Annotated in this window: 16 protein-coding genes; all 16 read right to left on the reverse strand. The window is 72.0% G+C overall.

Annotation, left to right across the window (positions count from 1 at the left end; all coding sequences use genetic code 11):
• Positions 1-21: 21 nt before the first annotated feature.
• On the reverse strand, positions 22-576 hold the full coding sequence (ruvC, locus tag QQX10_RS00985) for a crossover junction endodeoxyribonuclease RuvC (RefSeq protein ID WP_301144322.1): 555 nt from the start codon (positions 574-576) through the stop codon (positions 22-24).
• 19 nt (positions 577-595) lie between these two features.
• Complete coding sequence (locus QQX10_RS00990; RefSeq protein WP_301144323.1) at positions 596-1,351, reverse strand: YebC/PmpR family DNA-binding transcriptional regulator; 756 nt, start codon at positions 1,349-1,351, stop codon at positions 596-598.
• Between the two features lie 202 nt (positions 1,352-1,553).
• Positions 1,554-2,153, reverse strand: a complete 600-nt coding sequence (gene pdxT, locus QQX10_RS00995; RefSeq protein ID WP_301144324.1) for a pyridoxal 5'-phosphate synthase glutaminase subunit PdxT — start codon at positions 2,151-2,153, stop codon at positions 1,554-1,556.
• Positions 2,150-2,674, reverse strand: coding sequence for an NUDIX hydrolase (locus QQX10_RS01000; RefSeq protein ID WP_301144325.1), 525 nt, complete (start codon positions 2,672-2,674; stop codon positions 2,150-2,152). Before QQX10_RS01000 ends, pdxT begins: the two co-directional genes overlap by 4 nt.
• A gap of 7 nt (positions 2,675-2,681) precedes the next feature.
• On the reverse strand, positions 2,682-3,590 hold the full coding sequence (pdxS, locus tag QQX10_RS01005; protein ID WP_301144326.1) for a pyridoxal 5'-phosphate synthase lyase subunit PdxS: 909 nt from the start codon (positions 3,588-3,590) through the stop codon (positions 2,682-2,684).
• The gene (locus QQX10_RS01010) at positions 3,587-4,738 is read right to left on the reverse strand and encodes a glycosyltransferase family 4 protein (RefSeq protein ID WP_301144327.1); all 1,152 of its coding nucleotides are present in this window, start codon (positions 4,736-4,738) and stop codon (positions 3,587-3,589) included. Before QQX10_RS01010 ends, pdxS begins: the two co-directional genes overlap by 4 nt.
• The gene (locus QQX10_RS01015) at positions 4,735-5,628 is read right to left on the reverse strand and encodes a phosphatidylinositol mannoside acyltransferase (protein ID WP_301144328.1); all 894 of its coding nucleotides are present in this window, start codon (positions 5,626-5,628) and stop codon (positions 4,735-4,737) included. The genes QQX10_RS01010 and QQX10_RS01015 overlap by 4 nt, the downstream gene beginning before the upstream one ends.
• Positions 5,625-6,284, reverse strand: a complete 660-nt coding sequence (gene pgsA / locus QQX10_RS01020) for a phosphatidylinositol phosphate synthase (protein ID WP_301144329.1) — start codon at positions 6,282-6,284, stop codon at positions 5,625-5,627. The genes QQX10_RS01015 and pgsA overlap by 4 nt, the downstream gene beginning before the upstream one ends.
• A complete protein-coding gene (locus tag QQX10_RS01025) occupies positions 6,285-6,809 on the reverse strand; it encodes an HIT family protein (RefSeq protein ID WP_301144510.1) in 525 nt (174 codons plus the stop codon). It lies immediately after the preceding gene.
• A 28-nt stretch (positions 6,810-6,837) separates the two neighbouring features.
• Entirely contained in the window at positions 6,838-8,820 is a 1,983-nt protein-coding gene (gene thrS / locus QQX10_RS01030) for a threonine--tRNA ligase (protein ID WP_301144511.1), read from the reverse strand.
• A gap of 98 nt (positions 8,821-8,918) precedes the next feature.
• Entirely contained in the window at positions 8,919-10,463 is a 1,545-nt protein-coding gene (locus tag QQX10_RS01035) for a deoxyguanosinetriphosphate triphosphohydrolase family protein (RefSeq protein WP_301144330.1), read from the reverse strand.
• Positions 10,460-10,918 carry a CYTH domain-containing protein gene (locus QQX10_RS01040; RefSeq protein ID WP_301144331.1) on the reverse strand — a complete coding sequence of 153 codons (459 nt, stop codon included), beginning with the start codon at positions 10,916-10,918 and terminating at the stop codon, positions 10,460-10,462. The genes QQX10_RS01035 and QQX10_RS01040 overlap by 4 nt, the downstream gene beginning before the upstream one ends.
• A 58-nt stretch (positions 10,919-10,976) precedes the next feature.
• Positions 10,977-11,486, reverse strand: coding sequence for a 2'-5' RNA ligase family protein (locus QQX10_RS01045; protein WP_301144332.1), 510 nt, complete (start codon positions 11,484-11,486; stop codon positions 10,977-10,979).
• A gap of 72 nt (positions 11,487-11,558) precedes the next feature.
• On the reverse strand, positions 11,559-11,711 hold the full coding sequence (locus QQX10_RS01050; protein WP_301144333.1) for a hypothetical protein: 153 nt from the start codon (positions 11,709-11,711) through the stop codon (positions 11,559-11,561).
• Between the two features lie 71 nt (positions 11,712-11,782).
• Positions 11,783-12,379 carry a thymidine kinase gene (locus QQX10_RS01055; RefSeq protein ID WP_301144334.1) on the reverse strand — a complete coding sequence of 199 codons (597 nt, stop codon included), beginning with the start codon at positions 12,377-12,379 and terminating at the stop codon, positions 11,783-11,785.
• A gap of 87 nt (positions 12,380-12,466) precedes the next feature.
• Entirely contained in the window at positions 12,467-14,629 is a 2,163-nt protein-coding gene (locus QQX10_RS01060) for a DEAD/DEAH box helicase (RefSeq protein ID WP_301144335.1), read from the reverse strand.
• Positions 14,630-14,668: the final 39 nt, after the last annotated feature.

The following is a 14,668-nucleotide window of genomic DNA, read 5'->3' on the forward strand; positions in this document are numbered from 1 at the left end:
CGATATCCGACGCGGCGGGGATCAGGAACGCCGACGCGCCGCCTTCTCCGCCTCCGCCCAGCGGCGCTGCGCATCGGTGGTCGCGCCCGAGCCCACGGGTGCCGCCGCCCCGCGCCACGCGTGGGCGATGCCGATCGCGAGGGCGTCGGCCGCGTCGGCCGGTCGCGGCGCCTCCGCGAGGCCGAGCAGCCGCTGCACCATGAAGGTGACCTGCTCCTTGCCGGCGCGGCCGTCGCCCGTGACGGCCGCCTTGACCTCGGACGGGGTGTACAGCGACAGCGGGATGCCCCGGCGCTCGGCGGCGAGCATGATCACGCCCGACACCTGCGCGGTGCCCATGATGGTCGAGACGTTCGAGCGGGCGAAGATGCGCTCCATCGCGAGGGCCTCGGGACGGTGCTCGTCGAGCACCGCCTCGAGAACCGCCGAGATCTGGGCGAGCCGCGCCGGGGTCTCGAGCGTCGACGGCGAGGTCGCGACACGGACGTCGACCAGGGTGACGCGCCGGGCCGAGGCCGACTCGATCACGCCGAGCCCGCACCGGGTGAGGCCGGGGTCGACCCCCAGGATGCGCATCGTCCCCCGCCGGCGACCGTCAGGCCTGCGCGGCCTCGAGCACCTCGTCGGACGCGTCGAAGTTCGCCCACACGTTCTGGACGTCGTCGCTGTCCTCGAGCGCGTCGATCAGGCGGAGCATCTTCTTGGCGCCGTCGACGTCCATCTCGATCTTCATCGAGGGCAGGAACGTCGCCTCCGCGCTCTCGTAGTCGATGCCGGCCTCCTGCAGCGCGGAGCGGACAGCCACGAAGTCGGTCGCCTCCGAGATGATCTCGAACACGTCGCCCAGGTCGTTGATCTCCTCGGCGCCGGCGTCGAGCGTGGCCTCCATGAGGGCGTCCTCGTCGGTGCCGCCCTCCTTCGAGACGATCACCTGGCCCTTGCGGGAGAACAGGTAGGACACCGAGCCCGGGTCCGCGAGCGAGCCGCCGTTGCGGGTCAGGCCGATGCGCACCTCGCCCGCCGCGCGGTTGCGGTTGTCGGTGAGGCACTCGATGAGCACCGCCACACCGCCGGGGCCGTAGCCCTCGTACATGATCGTCTCGTAGTCGGCCCCGCCGGCCTCGAGGCCCGAGCCGCGCTTGACGGCGCGGTCGATGTTGTCGTTCGGGACCGAGGACTTCTTCGCCTTCTGGATCGCGTCGAACAGGGTCGGGTTGCCCGCGGGGTCTCCTCCGCCGGTGCGCGCCGCGACCTCGATGTTCTTGATCAGCTTCGCGAACAGCTTGCCGCGCTTGGCGTCGATGACGGCCTTCTTGTGCTTGGTCGTCGCCCACTTGGAATGCCCGGACACGTGTGCTCCTCGTCGACAGTGGTCTGGAATCCCGTCCAGTGTAGTGCGTGCCCACCGCCCGGACAGTCCGCACGGAGCTCGCGGCGACACGCCGTCTCGGTGACCCCCGTCGGCGCCGACGCGCCGCACCACCGGGACCGGTTCCGTGCGGAGTGTCCGGGGAGGGCGGTCAGGCCGCCCGGCGAGGCGACGATGCGGCGCTTCAGACCAGGTCGAGCAGCAGGCGGTGAACGCGGTCGTCGTGCACGGCACCGGGCTCGGCGATCTCCGGGTGGAAGCTCGTGGCGATCGCGTTGCCGTGGCGCACCGCGACCGGGTGCGCCGCGCCGTCGGGGCCCGTCGCCGTCGCAAGGATCTCCACGGACGGGTCGCAGGACTCGACCCACGGGGCGCGGATGAACGTGGCATGCATCGTGGAGCCGTCGGGGATCCAGGCGAGCTCCACCTCGGACGAGTCGACCTGACGGCCGAAGGCGTTGCGGCGGACCGTCATGGGGATCGCGGCCAGGGAGCGCTGCCCGTCGATCGCGCCGACGATGTCCGTGGCCAACATGATCATGCCGGCGCACGACCCCATCACCGGCATCCCCGCGTGGATGCGGTCCCGCAGCGGCTCGAAGAGCTCGAAGGCCCGCAGCAGCTTGTCGATCGTGGTCGACTCGCCGCCCGGGATGATCAGCGCGTCGACCGCCTCGAGCTCCGCCAGGCGGCGCACGCGGGACGGCGTCGCACCGATCCTCTCGACCGCCGCCGCATGCTCGCGCACGTCGCCCTGCAGGGCCAGCACGCCGATGGTGCTCACTCGTCCACCTCTCCCAGGTCCCGGGTCTCCCCGTCCCACTCCATGAACCACGCCCACGGCTCCCGCAGCGCGACCGGGAACACCTCGATGGGGGCGTCCCTCACGTCCGCCTCCGACATCCACGCGAGCTCGTCGATGGTCTCCTGCTCGATCGCCGTCCATTCGGCCGCCGTGCGGGAGCGCCGCTCGGCGTCCGCGACCCGGCCGACGTAGATCTCCTCCGACTGCGTGTAGGGTCTCGACGCGAAGTCGAACAGCGCCACGCGGCGCCACACCGGCCCGACCAGCTCGTCCTCCTCGAGGACGTAGCCCGTCTCCTCGGCGAGCTCACGCACCGCCGCGGCGCGCATCGTCTCCCCCGGCTCCAGCCCGCCGCCGGGCGTGAACCAGAAGGTCCGGCCCACGTCGTGCGGGTCGTGGCCGCGCACCATCAGCATCTCGGGTCCCGCGGCGCCGGGTCGCAGCAGCAGGACGCGGGCGCCCAGGCGGTGGATCCGCCCGTCGCCCGCGTCCGCCGTCAACGGAGGCTTACCAGCCGCGCTCGGCGAGGCGGTGCGGCTCGGGGATCTCGTCCACGTTGATGCCGACCATGGCCTCGCCGAGGCCGCGCGACACGTCCGCGATGACCGACGGGTCGTCGTAGAACGTGGTGGCCTTGACGATCGCCTTGGCGCGGGTCGCGGGGTCGCCGGACTTGAAGATGCCGGAGCCGACGAACACGCCCTCGGCGCCCAGCTGCATCATCATCGCGGCGTCGGCCGGGGTGGCGATGCCGCCCGCGGTGAACAGCACCACGGGGAGCTTGCCGGTCTCGGCGATCTCCTGGACCAGCGGGAGCGGGGCCTGGAGCTCCTTGGCGGCCACGTAGAGCTCGTCCTTGGGCATCGCGGTCAGCGCCTTGATCTCGGCGCGGATCCTGCGCATGTGCGTGGTCGCGTTCGAGACGTCGCCGGTACCGGCCTCGCCCTTCGAGCGGATCATCGCGGCACCCTCGGAGATGCGACGCAGGGCCTCGCCCAGGTTGGTGGCGCCGCACACGAACGGCACGGTGTAGTTCCACTTGTCGATGTGGTGGGTGTAGTCCGCGGGGGTGAGCACCTCGGACTCGTCGATGTAGTCGACACCGAGGCTCTGCAGCACCTGCGCCTCGACGAAGTGCCCGATGCGGGCCTTGGCCATCACGGGGATCGAGACGGTGTCGATGATGCCCTGGATCATGTCCGGGTCGCTCATGCGCGACACGCCGCCCTGGGCGCGGATGTCGGCGGGCACGCGCTCGAGGGCCATGACGGCGACGGCGCCGGCGTCCTCAGCGATCTTCGCCTGCTCCGGGGTGACCACGTCCATGATGACGCCGCCCTTGAGCATCTCGGCCATGCCGCGCTTGACAAGGTCGGTGCCTACCTGGGGCTTCGTGGAGTCGACGGGGGTGCTCATGGGGTTGTCACGTCCTTCGTGGGGTGGGGGTGGAACTCGGCATCCATCCTAATGGCGTCACGGTACGTCTCCTCGACGCGCGGGGCGACGTTCGACCAGTCGAAGTTGGCCGCGCATTCGCGGCCCAGGGCGGCCAGGGCGGCGCGCTCGTCGGGGTGATCGAGCAGGTGGACGATGCGGGCGGCCAGGTCGGCCGGGTCGCCCACGGCATGGTGCAGGGCGGCGTGGCCGTCGGCGGTGGTCGAGACGTCCTGGAAGGCGACCAGGTCGCTCGCGACCACCGCCGCCCCGGCGGCCATCGCCTCGACCAGCACGATCCCGAAGCTCTCGCCGCCGAGGTTGGGGGCGCAGTAGATGTCGACGGACGCCATGAAGCGGGCCTTCGCGGGTTCGTCGAGCTCGCCGATCACCTCGGCGCCCGCCCGCGCGGCCTTCGCCGCGACGCGGTCCGAGAACCTGCCGGCGACCAGGAACCGCGCGTGCGGATGACGCTCCCGCACCATCGGGATCGCGGCGAGGTAGTCCTCGAGGCCCTTGCGCGGCTCGTCGAGGCGCCCGAGGATGCCGATCGTCGGCGCCTCCACCGTGCCCTGCCAGTGCGGCTGGGGGACGGCGGACGTGTAGTGCGACGTGTCGACGCCGTTGGGGATGATGTGGGTCGCCTCCACCCGGAGGTGGTCGCGGATGGTCTTGGCGGCCGAGGGCGACACCGCGATGCGCGCGTCCAGCTCCTCGTAGCCGGGCTTGATCCACGGCTTCGCGATCCGCATCGCCGCGGACTCGGACTGCGAGCTGTGGAACGTCGCGACGGTGGGCCCGATCCGCGCCCACATGGCGATGAGCGAGAGCGACGGCGCGCCCGGCTCGTGCAGATGCACCACGTCGAAGTGGCCGAGCTTCAGCCACTCGCGCACGCGCGACGCGGCGACCAGTCCGAACGTGAGCCGTGCGGTCGAGCCGTTGTACGCGATCGGCACCGAGCGCCCGGCGGACGAGACGTAGGGCGGCACGGGCGTGTCCTTCGCGGCGGGAGCCAGGACCGACACCTCGTGGCCGCGGGCGATGAGCGCCTCCGCCAGGTCGAGCACGTGGAGCTGCACGCCGCCCGGGCGGTCCAGCGAGTACGGGCACACGATCCCGATCCTCATGCGCCCTCCGTCCATCCGAAGCGCTGCAGCATGTGCCAGTCCTCGGGGTGCTCCTGGATCCGGGCGCCCACGAAGTCCACCCACCCCCGGGTGAGGTGCCCCACCGCATCGTCCTTGGGCGCGTCCGCCGGGAGCAGCGGCTCACCGAACGTCATCACGACGCCCCACCGCGACCGCGCGCGCCAGGCCGCACGGCCGCGCAGCCGCTCGTAATGGACCATCATGGGCAGCAGCGTGGAGCGGGTCGCGATCGCCAGCGCCGCCGGGCCCGGCGCGACCCTCGCCGACTGCCCGGCGAAGTCGACCTCGAGCCCCGAGCCCGACAGGTCGCGGTCCGCCAGGAGGCACAGCACTCCCCCGTCGGTGCGGCCGATCCGTACCAGCTCGCGAAAGGTCGAGCCGCCCTCGTGCCCGAGGATGCGCATCCCGACGTTCTCGCGCAGCGCGACGAACGCGTCGAAGACCTCGCGGGGCTTCAGCACCTCGGCGACCGTGACGACCGGCCCGATGTTCCGGCACGCGTACGCCCCCACGAGGTCCCAGTTGCCCGAGTGGGACAGGGCGACCACGACCCTCCCGTCGCGCGCCATCGCCTCGTGGATGGGAGCCGCGTTCACCATGCGCACGCGGGCGTCGATCACGTCGCCCGACAGGCGGCCGAGCGTGAAGGTCTCCGCGTAGTAGCGGGCGGTCGAGCGCATGCCCCGGCGGCTCAGGCGCCGCAGCTCGTCGCCCTCCAGGCCCGTGACGCGGCGCAGGTTGTCCTCGAGCCGCACCGTCGGTTTCGCGCGGCGGGACCACTGGAGCATGGTCCCCGCCCACGCGAGCCCGTGGATCACGGGCGCGGGGATGTACCGGGACGCCTTGAAGGCGAGCAGGAATCCGTTCATTCGTGCGGATAGGGCTGCGGCTGGCCGTCGAGCCGGGCGTTCCACTCGGGGTGCGCGCGCGCCTGGCGGACGACCGCCCAGATGCGCTGCCCGACGGTGATCGCCGCCAGGACGGTCAGCAGCCACAGCGCTCCGGTCAGCACCCACAGCGGGAACAGCCCGAGGCCGTAGAACCCGGTCGCGACCAGGGAGATCACGAGCCGGTCCGAGCGCTCGGCGATGCCGAAGTTGGCGGCGACGCCCATGCCCTCGGCCTTCGCCCTCGCGTACGGGACCAGTGAGCCGATCGCGAGGCACAGGAGGGCGCCGAGCGCGGTGGCCCGGTCGATGTCGATGAAGACCCACGCGAGCGTGCCGAAGATCGCGGCGTCCGCGACCCGGTCGAGGGTCGAGTCCAGGAACGCGCCCAGGCGCGAGCTCTTGCCGCCGAGCCGCGCCATGGTGCCGTCGAGCATGTCCGTCACCACGAAGACGGTGATGAAGAGCACGCCCCAGAAGAACCAGATGCCGCCGTGCGGGAAGAACAGCACGGCGCCGAGCACGACGCCGACGGTGCCGAGCACGGTCATCACGTTGGGGTGGACGCCTCGCGCGAGCAGGAACCGCGCGGGCGCCTGCCACAGGGCGGCCATGTAGGGCCGGAGCCTGCCGAACATTCAGTCGTCCTCTCTGAACGCGTCGGAGACGCGCCTCCAGGTGTCGTCGAGCAGCTCGGGCAGCGCCTTGGTGCGCCCGATGATGGGCAGGAAGTTCGCGTCCCCGACCCAGCGAGGCACCACGTGCTGGTGCAGGTGCTCGGAGATGCCCGCGCCCCCGGTGACACCCTGGTTCATGCCGATGTTGAAGCCCTTGGTGCCGCTCACCCGCGTCAGCACCCGCATCGCGCGCTGCGTGAGCACGCCCATCTCGTCGCGCTCGGCGTCCGTGGCCTCCGTGTACCAGCCGATGTGGCGGTACGGGCAGATCATCAGGTGGCCGGGGTTGTACGGGAACAGGTTGAGGACCACGTAGCAGTGCTCGCCGCGGTGGACCACCAGGTGCGCGCGGTCGTCGTCCGCGACCTTCTTGCACAGCGGGCAGTCATGCTCGCCCTCGAGCGGCTCGCGCGAGGACGAGTGCTGGATGTACGCCATCCGGTGCGGCGTCCACAGGCGCTCGAAGCCGTCGGGTTCGCCGCCCATCGTCTCCGAGTCCACGAGCTCCGGCACGTCAGACCTGCGCCCGCGTCTCGATCGCGGCGACGATGCGGTCGATCGCCTCGTCGACCGGCACCTGGTTGTCCTGGCTGCCGTCGCGGAAGCGGAAGGACACGGCCCCCGCGTCCGCATCGTCCCCTCCGGCGATCAGCACGAACGGGATCTTCTCCTTGGACGCGGTGCGGATCTTCTTGGGGAACCGCTCGTCCGACGTGTCGACCTCCACCCGGACGCCCTTCGCCCGGAGACGGGCGGCGATGTCCTGGAGGTAGCCGTCGAAGGCCTCGGCGACCGGGATCGCGCGCACCTGGACCGGCGCCAGCCACACGGGGAACTGGCCGGCGTAATGCTCGGTGAGGATCGCGAAGAAGCGCTCGATCGAGCCGAACAGGGCGCGGTGGATCATCACGGGGCGCTGACGCGAGTTGTCGGGCGCGGTGTACTCGAGCTCGAAGCGCTCGGGCAGGTTGAAGTCGAGCTGGATGGTCGACATCTGCCAGGTGCGGCCGATCGCGTCGCGCGCCTGGACCGAGATCTTGGGGCCGTAGAACGCGGCGCCGCCCGGGTCGGGCACCAGCTCGAGACCGGACTCGAGGCCCACCTCGCGCAGGGTCGCGGTGGCCTCCTCCCAGATCTCGTCCGAGCCCACGGACTTCTCGGGGTTCCGCGTCGACAGCTCGAGGTAGAAGTCCTCGAGGCCGTAGTCCTTGAGCAGGCCGAGCACGAAGTTCAGCGTGGTGGTGAGCTCGTCCTTCATCTGCTCGCGGGTGCAGTAGATGTGGGCGTCGTCCTGGGTGAAGCCGCGGGCGCGGGTGAGACCGTGCACCACGCCGGACTTCTCGTTGCGGTACACGGTGCCGAACTCGAACAGCCGCAACGGAAGCTCGCGGTACGAGCGGCCGCGCGACCGGAAGATCAGGTTGTGCATCGGGCAGTTCATGGGCTTGAGGTAGTAGTCCTGGCCCTGCTTGGTGACGTTGCCCGCGACGTCGCGCTCCTCGTCCATGTGCATGGGCGGGTACATCCCGTCCGCGTACCAGTCGAGGTGGCCGGAGGTCTGGAACAGCTGCGCCTTGGTGGCGTGAGGGGTGTAGACGAACTCGTAGCCCTCCTCCACGTGGCGGCGACGCGAGTACGCCTCCATCTCCATGCGGACCACGCCGCCCTTGGGGTGGAAGACCGCGAGGCCGGAGCCGATCTCGTCGGGGAAGGAGAACAGGTCCATCTCGACGCCGAGGCGGCGGTGGTCGCGACGCTCGGCCTCGGCCAGCCGCTCCTTGTACGCGGTCAGCTCCTCCTTCGACGGCCACGCGGTGCCGTAGACGCGCTGGAGCTGGGGGTTCTTCTCCGACCCCTTCCAGTACGCCGCCGCCGAGCGCATGAGCGACCAGCCGTTCTGAAGCACCCGGGTGGACGGCACGTGCGGGCCGCGGCACAGGTCCTTCCACGCGACCTCGCCGCCACGCCGGACGTTGTCGTAGATGGTGATGTCGCCCTCGCCGATCTCGACGGAGGCGCCCTCGGCACCCTCGGTGTCGTGGGTCAGCAGCTCGCACTTGAAGGGCTCGTGCGCGAGCTCGGCGAGGGCCTGCTCGCGGGTCACCTCGCGCCGGACGAAGGACTGGCCCTCCTTGACGATGCGCTGCATCGCCTTCTCGAGCGCCTTGAGGTCCTCGGGGGTGAACGGCTGCGCGACGTCGAAGTCGTAGTAGAAGCCGTTCTCGATGGGCGGCCCCACGCCGAGCTTCGCGTCGGGGTTCACCTGCTGCACCGCCTGCGCGAGCACGTGAGCGGTCGAGTGGCGCAGCACCATCAGCCCGTCCGGCTCGGACACAGTGACCGCCTCGACGGCCGCGGCGGCAGGGAGCTCGCGCGCGAGGTCCCACAGCGCGCCGTCGACGCGCATCACGACCACGTCGCGGCGGTCGGCGAACAGGTCGGTGCCCGTCGTGCCCGGCTCGAGCTCTCGCTCGACGCCGTCGATGGTCACGGTCATGCTGGGCACAGCGGCACTCCTCGGTCGGGTGGGGTTCTACGGGGACGATGCTACCGAGCCGCGGGCACGGCGGTCGCCCCCGCGCCGCGCTGCGGCCGTCAGAGCCCCTGTCCCCCGTCCCACAGCCGCTCGGAGGCGCCGGAGATGAGGTTGGCGACCGACATCGCCTGGGCGTCGGTCAGGGAGGCGACGTAGTCGACGATCCCGCGGCCCGTCGCGTAGCGGCGCAGCGCCTGGGCGTCCGTCGTGGGCAGCAGCTCCGGTGCGCGGTCGCGCACCCGCAGGTAGTCCTCCGCGGCGATCTCCACCAGATCGAGCAGGCGCCGAGGCGCGCGCCGGACCTCGTCGTCGTCGTCCAGCCACGCCGCGAAGCTGGTCACCAGGCGCTCGATGACGCTCGCCTGGCCGCGCTGGTAGACCGCGAGATCGGGGCGGTGGAGCACGAACCGCTCCTGGAGGAACTTCAGGACGGTCACGTCGTGCCACGCCGCGGCGTCCAGGTGGACGTGACCCGAGCGGATGTCCGGGTCCGGGGTCACCACCACCGAGTGCTGGAGCCTCGCGATCCAGCCCGCCATGAACACCGCGAGCCCCCGGTCCGCCGCGAGCGAGCCGTCGTACGGCACCGACAGCAGGCCGTCCACCACCTCGTCGGCCACGCGCGCGACGGACTCGCCGAACGCATCGTCGCCCGCGATCCAGGGATCCTTCTGCTCGACGCGGCGCCGCAGCAGCTCGAGCCCGTGGCCGGGTGTGCGGCGCGCGCGCAGCAGGGTCTCGCCGGGTACCTGCGCGAGCGCCGCACGGTCGCGGATCCAGGTCCGGAACTCGGCGGACACGGCGGCCTGGTTGAGCAGGTCGGCGCGGTAGAAGTCGTCGAGGTCGTGCAACGAGTAGGCGATGTCGTCGGCGATGTCCATCACCGAGCACTCGACCGTCTGCTGCAGCGGCGCGATCGCGGGGAACGCATCGCGGGCCTGCGCGAAGTCGAGGCCGTCGAGCGTGTAGGCGGAGAACTTGTACGCGCCCTCCCCCGGCCGCGCGGGCGCCAGACCGCGAGGCGTGGCGGGCCCGCCGTCCCAGCCGTCGCCCTCCGCCCGCATCCACGGGTACTTCAGCACCGCGGCGCGCACGGCCGCGGTGAGGTTCAGGCCGGAGCCCGCGCGGTCGTACTCGTCGAGGCGGGTGAGGATCCGGAACGTCTGGGCGTTGCCCTCGAAGCCCTCGTCGAGACCGAAGCGCTCGCGGGCGAGCCGGTCGAGCGTCTGCTCCCCGAGGTGCCCGAACGGCGGGTGACCCAGGTCGTGGGCGCTCGCGGCCGCCTGCACGACCACAGGATCGCAGCCCCCGAGCGCGCGCACGAGCGCGCCCCGCTCGCCCCAGTCGCCGTTGAGCGCGACGGCGATCGCGCGCGCCACCGCGGTCACCTTGACGGAGTGGGTCAGCCGGTTGTGCACCGCCAGCCCGGCTCCCGACTGCGAGATCACCTGGGTGACGGCGGACAGGCGCGAGAAGTACGGGGAGAACCGGATCCGCTCGAGGTCGACCCGGAACTCCGGCCGGTACTCCACCGCCTGGAACTCGTCGAGCTCCTCGGCGATCGAGCGTGCGACGCGCGGGTCGGGGCCGACGGCCTCCGTCATCGGGGCATCCCTCGGGTCGACAGCGATGAGTTGAGGTACTCGGGCCGGCCCGTCACGTCCTCGCCGATCCACGGCGGGAGGTCGAAGTCGTCGTCCTCCGCGTCGAGCTCGAGCTCCGCGAGCACCAGGCCCTCGAGCGCGCCGTGGAACTCGTCCACCTCCCACGTGCGGCCCGCGTGCGCGACGTGCCAGCGGGTCTTGTCGAGCACGGTTCCCACGGCCTGGTCGAGCAGCTCCCGCGCATCGTCCGCGGGGATGACGTACTCGAACTCCGCGCGGGACATGCCGGTGCCGAACTTGAGCGTGAGCCAGGCGCGGTCGCCCCCGATCCGCACGCGGACGGTGCGGTCCTCGGCTGCGGCGACGTAGCCCTGAGCCATCCGCACGGGATCGGTCGCGACCAGGCGCCATCCCTCGTCCGCCACCAGGTGCTTGACCTCGATCTCGACGCCCACGGGCACCTCCCTTCCCTGCCCGGCACGCTAGCAGGCAGGAGACGATGCGCGGGCGGGCTCAGCCGCCCCACGGGAGCGACGCGAGGGTCCGGTAGCGAGGGGCCCCGCCGGGCCGGCTCTCGATCACGTCGACCGATTCGGGGACCCACGCGACCGTCGGCACCGGGACGTGCGGCGGCGGGGACACGGGGCGCGGCCTCACCCGCGCGACGGTGACGTGCCCCTCGAACCGTGCGGACGGAGCCCGCAGCGCGCGTGACACGGTGGCGGCCGCCGCCTCGGCCCCCGCCACCGGGACCACCACCGCGGACGCGCCCAGCAGCCCGACGCGGTCGCCCAGCGTCAGGGTCGGCGCGGCGGTCGCGTGCGCGGCGCGCTCGACCGCGTCGACCACGTCGTCGCCGTCGGTGCGGTCGCCCACGAACCTCAGGGTCACGTGCCTCGCGCCGGCGGGCACCCAGGCGAGCCTCACCCGCTCGGAGCGCGCCCACGCGCGGAGCTCCCGCTCCGCGCCGTCCAGCGCGTCGTCCACGGAAGGCGGCACCGGAACCGCCACGAACAGGCGCATCCCTTCACCGTAGGACCCCGGGGACGACGAAGGCGCCGCCCCGCGGGCGGCGCCTCGGTCGTGCTCGGGACGCTAGTTGTTGTCCTTGCCCCACTGCTCGACCTTGCCGATCGTGCGATCGGCGCCGTCGGGCGTGTGCTCCTGGACCTTGTCGGCCGCCTTCTCGATCTGGTCGTCCGAGGGCAGCGCGTCCGTGGCCTTCTTCTTCAGCTCGTCCATGTCCATGGGGATCTCCTTTCCGGACCGGCTTTGCCCTCTCGACAACCCGATCCGCCCCCGCGAACATTCCCCGCCGCTCAGGCTCCGTCGTGCCGGACGGGCCCGACCTTCTGGATGTAGCAGCGGCCGCACAGCGACTCGTACTCCGCCTGCTGGCCGTCGATCGCGACCTGCGCGCCGTGGCTGACGAACTCGCCGTCGATGCGGCGCCCGTTGAAGACCGCCTTCGAGCCGCAGCGGCAGATGGTCTTGAGCTCCTCGATCGCGTGGGCGATCTCCAGCAGCCGCAGCGAGCCCGGGAACGAGCGGGTCATGAAGTCGCCGCGCAGGCCGTAGCAGAGGACGGGGATGCCGCGCATGACGGCGATCTCGTACGCCTCGTCCACCTGGGCGGGCGTGAGGAACTGCGCCTCGTCCACGAAGACCGCATCGATCTGGTCGAGCGGCTGGTGCGCCGAGAGCTTGGCGAGGAACGACTCCTCGGCCCCCAGCAGCACGTCCACGCGCCGCTCGACGCCGATGCGGGACTGCACCGACTCGCCCGCCTTGGTGTCGATGCCGGGCTTGACGATCACCGGGTGCTGGTCGCGCTCCTCGTAGTTGTACGCCGCCGTGAGCAGCAGCGCCGACTTCGACGAGTTCATCGCCCCGTACCGGAAGTAGAGCTTGGCCACCGGCCGTCCCCCTCGTTGTCGCCTTGACGTTCGACGCCGAGCGTACCGGCCCGTCGCGCCGCATCCCGACGCGCGGGGCGGGTCGCCTCAGCCGGCGTCCTCGGTCTCCAGCGCATCGACCAGGAGCGCGACCAGCGCCTCGAGCTGCACGTCGGTCGAGGACCCCTCGTCCGCCACCTCGGCACCGTCGAGCGCGCGGGCCGCGAGGCCCGACTTGGCATCGATCAGCTCTGCGATCTTCGAGTCGATGGTCTGCGCCGCGATGATGCGCCACGCCGTGACGGGCTCCGACTGGCCGATGCGGTGGATCCGGTCGATCGCCTGCGTCTGCTCCGCGTCCGTCCAGGAGAGCTCGGCGAGCACCAGGTTGGACGCCACCTGCAGGTTGAGCCCGACGCCCGCCGCGAGCAGCGAGCACACGACGATCTGCACCTCCGGGTCGTCGGTGAAGGCCGTCACGTTGCGCTCGCGGACCTTCGCCGTCTGGTCGCCCCGGATCGACGCGTAGCGGATGCCCCGCTCGCCGAAGATCCGCTCGGCCTCGTCCATCACGTCGACGTGCTTGGCGAAGAAGACCACCTTGCCCACGTTGCGCGCGAGCTGCGCAGCGTAGTCGGCGGCCAGCCCGGCCTTCGCCTGACCGATCCTCCGCACCATGGTGAAGACGTTGTCGCCACCGGTCTTCTCGGTCGCGTCCTTGAGCTCCGCCGCGGCGACCCGCCGGGCGAGCTCGAGGTCGATGCCCTCGCCTGGGGCCGCCTCGCCCCGCGCGGCCGAGGCCGCCCGGTAGTGGGCGACCATGCGACGGGCCAGCGTCTCCTCGGCCGCGCGGATCGACCGGCCGAGGGGTCCGTCGAGCTCGACCGGGAGGTCCGCGACACGACGAGCCGGGATGTCCGCCGCCACGTCCGCCTTGCGCCGGCGCACGATGCCCATGTCGATCACCGCGCCGCGCGCGGCGGCGAAGAAGCCCCGGTCCACCGGGGTGAGCCCGGTCTCCTCCAGCGCCGTCATCAGCGGACCGAGCGGCTTCTCGTCGTCGATCCAGCCGAGCATCTCCCAGATCGCCAGGAAGTCCTCGATGTCGTTGATGAGCGGCGTGCCGGTGAGCGCCATCAGCAGCGGGCGGGCGGTGCGCTCCCGGATCCGCTCCGACAGCGCGAGCACGTGCTGGGAGCGCTGGGACGTCTTGTTCTTGATGAAGTGCGCCTCGTCGACCACCATGCCGCGGAATCCGAGGTTGCCGAGCCAGCCGACGTGGCGGTCGAGGATGTCGTAGTTGACGATCACGACGTCGGCGAACGCGTCGACCTCCTCGCCGTCGCCGTGCACCACCGTCGCGCGACGCCTCGGGGTCCACAGGGCGACCTCGTGCGCCCAGTTCGCCTTGACCACGTTCGGCACCACCACGAGCAGCGGGAACGCTCCGGCCCCTTCAGCGGCGAGCAGGGCCTGGGCGGTCTTGCCCAGGCCTGGCTCGTCGGCGAGCAGGAACGTCCGGTGTCCCTGCGCCGCGGCGCCGACCACCTGCGCCTGATGCGGCATGAGCTCGCGCCCCGCGGGCACCGGCACGCGCCGGGCGGCGGGGGTGTCCGCGCCGGGCAGCGGCATGCACGCGGGCACGCCCGCGACGTCCTGCTCGAAGGAGCGCAGCAGGGGCTCGAGGAGCTCCCACCCGGCGAGCCGTCGGGCCCGGGGGGCGCGGCGCTCGGCGGCCGCCTCGAAGTCCGGCGCCAGGAAGGGGTTGACCATCTGCCGCTGGATGGCCGACTGCGGCACCACGCGGCGCTCGGCGGCGGGGTCCGTCTGCTTCTGGACCTCCGGCTCCGGCTCGTCAGGCACCTCGCGCCCGGCGGCCTTCAGCACGGTGGCCTTGTACTGGCGGGCCGAGTCGGACACCCGGGCGTCGTCCGCGAGCAGGGCGAGCAGGGCGGTGTCCCGCGCCGCGATCCTCGCGAGCAGCGTGGCCACGCCGTCGAGCCGCTTGAGCTCCTGCTCGCGCTTCGCGGCGGCGAGCTCGGGATCAGACTTCACTCGGGCCCGCTCCTCGCGCACCAGCAGCGCGACCACCTGGAACTTGGTGCGGACCGCGGGCCGGGTCGGAGGCGTGCGGACGGCGCCGTCGACCTCGCGGGCGATGCCCGCGAGCACGCCGATGAGGCCCTTGTCCGCGGGCCGCGACGTGCGGCGCCGCTGCGCCCCGCCACCGGTCCGGGTGCGCCCCGCGCCGCCTCGGCCTGATCCTGCCATCCCTGCGTCCTCACTCCTCCTGTGCCGCCGCGGCGATGC

The organism is Demequina lignilytica (assembly GCF_030418305.1).
In the GTDB taxonomy this organism is placed as follows: domain Bacteria; phylum Actinomycetota; class Actinomycetes; order Actinomycetales; family Demequinaceae; genus Demequina; species Demequina lignilytica.

Excerpts from the sequence above, each read along its gene's own strand:
- QQX10_RS01015 (WP_301144328.1), bottom strand. The coding sequence starts at position 5,628 with ATGAACGGATTCCTGCTCGCCTTCAAGGCGTCCCGGTACATCCCCGCG.
- QQX10_RS01045 (WP_301144332.1), bottom strand. The coding sequence starts at position 11,486 with ATGCGCCTGTTCGTGGCGGTTCCGGTGCCGCCTTCCGTGGACGACGCG.
- thrS (WP_301144511.1), bottom strand. The coding sequence starts at position 8,820 with ATGACCGTGACCATCGACGGCGTCGAGCGAGAGCTCGAGCCGGGCACG.
- QQX10_RS01010 (WP_301144327.1), bottom strand. The coding sequence starts at position 4,738 with ATGAGGATCGGGATCGTGTGCCCGTACTCGCTGGACCGCCCGGGCGGC.
- QQX10_RS01025 (WP_301144510.1), bottom strand. The coding sequence starts at position 6,809 with ATGGGCGGCGAACCCGACGGCTTCGAGCGCCTGTGGACGCCGCACCGG.
- QQX10_RS01035 (WP_301144330.1), bottom strand. The coding sequence starts at position 10,463 with ATGACGGAGGCCGTCGGCCCCGACCCGCGCGTCGCACGCTCGATCGCC.
- pgsA (WP_301144329.1), bottom strand. The coding sequence starts at position 6,284 with ATGTTCGGCAGGCTCCGGCCCTACATGGCCGCCCTGTGGCAGGCGCCC.
- ruvC (WP_301144322.1), bottom strand. The coding sequence starts at position 576 with ATGCGCATCCTGGGGGTCGACCCCGGCCTCACCCGGTGCGGGCTCGGC.
- QQX10_RS01060 (WP_301144335.1), bottom strand. The coding sequence starts at position 14,629 with ATGGCAGGATCAGGCCGAGGCGGCGCGGGGCGCACCCGGACCGGTGGC.
- QQX10_RS01050 (WP_301144333.1), bottom strand. The coding sequence starts at position 11,711 with ATGGACATGGACGAGCTGAAGAAGAAGGCCACGGACGCGCTGCCCTCG.
- pdxS (WP_301144326.1), bottom strand. The coding sequence starts at position 3,590 with ATGAGCACCCCCGTCGACTCCACGAAGCCCCAGGTAGGCACCGACCTT.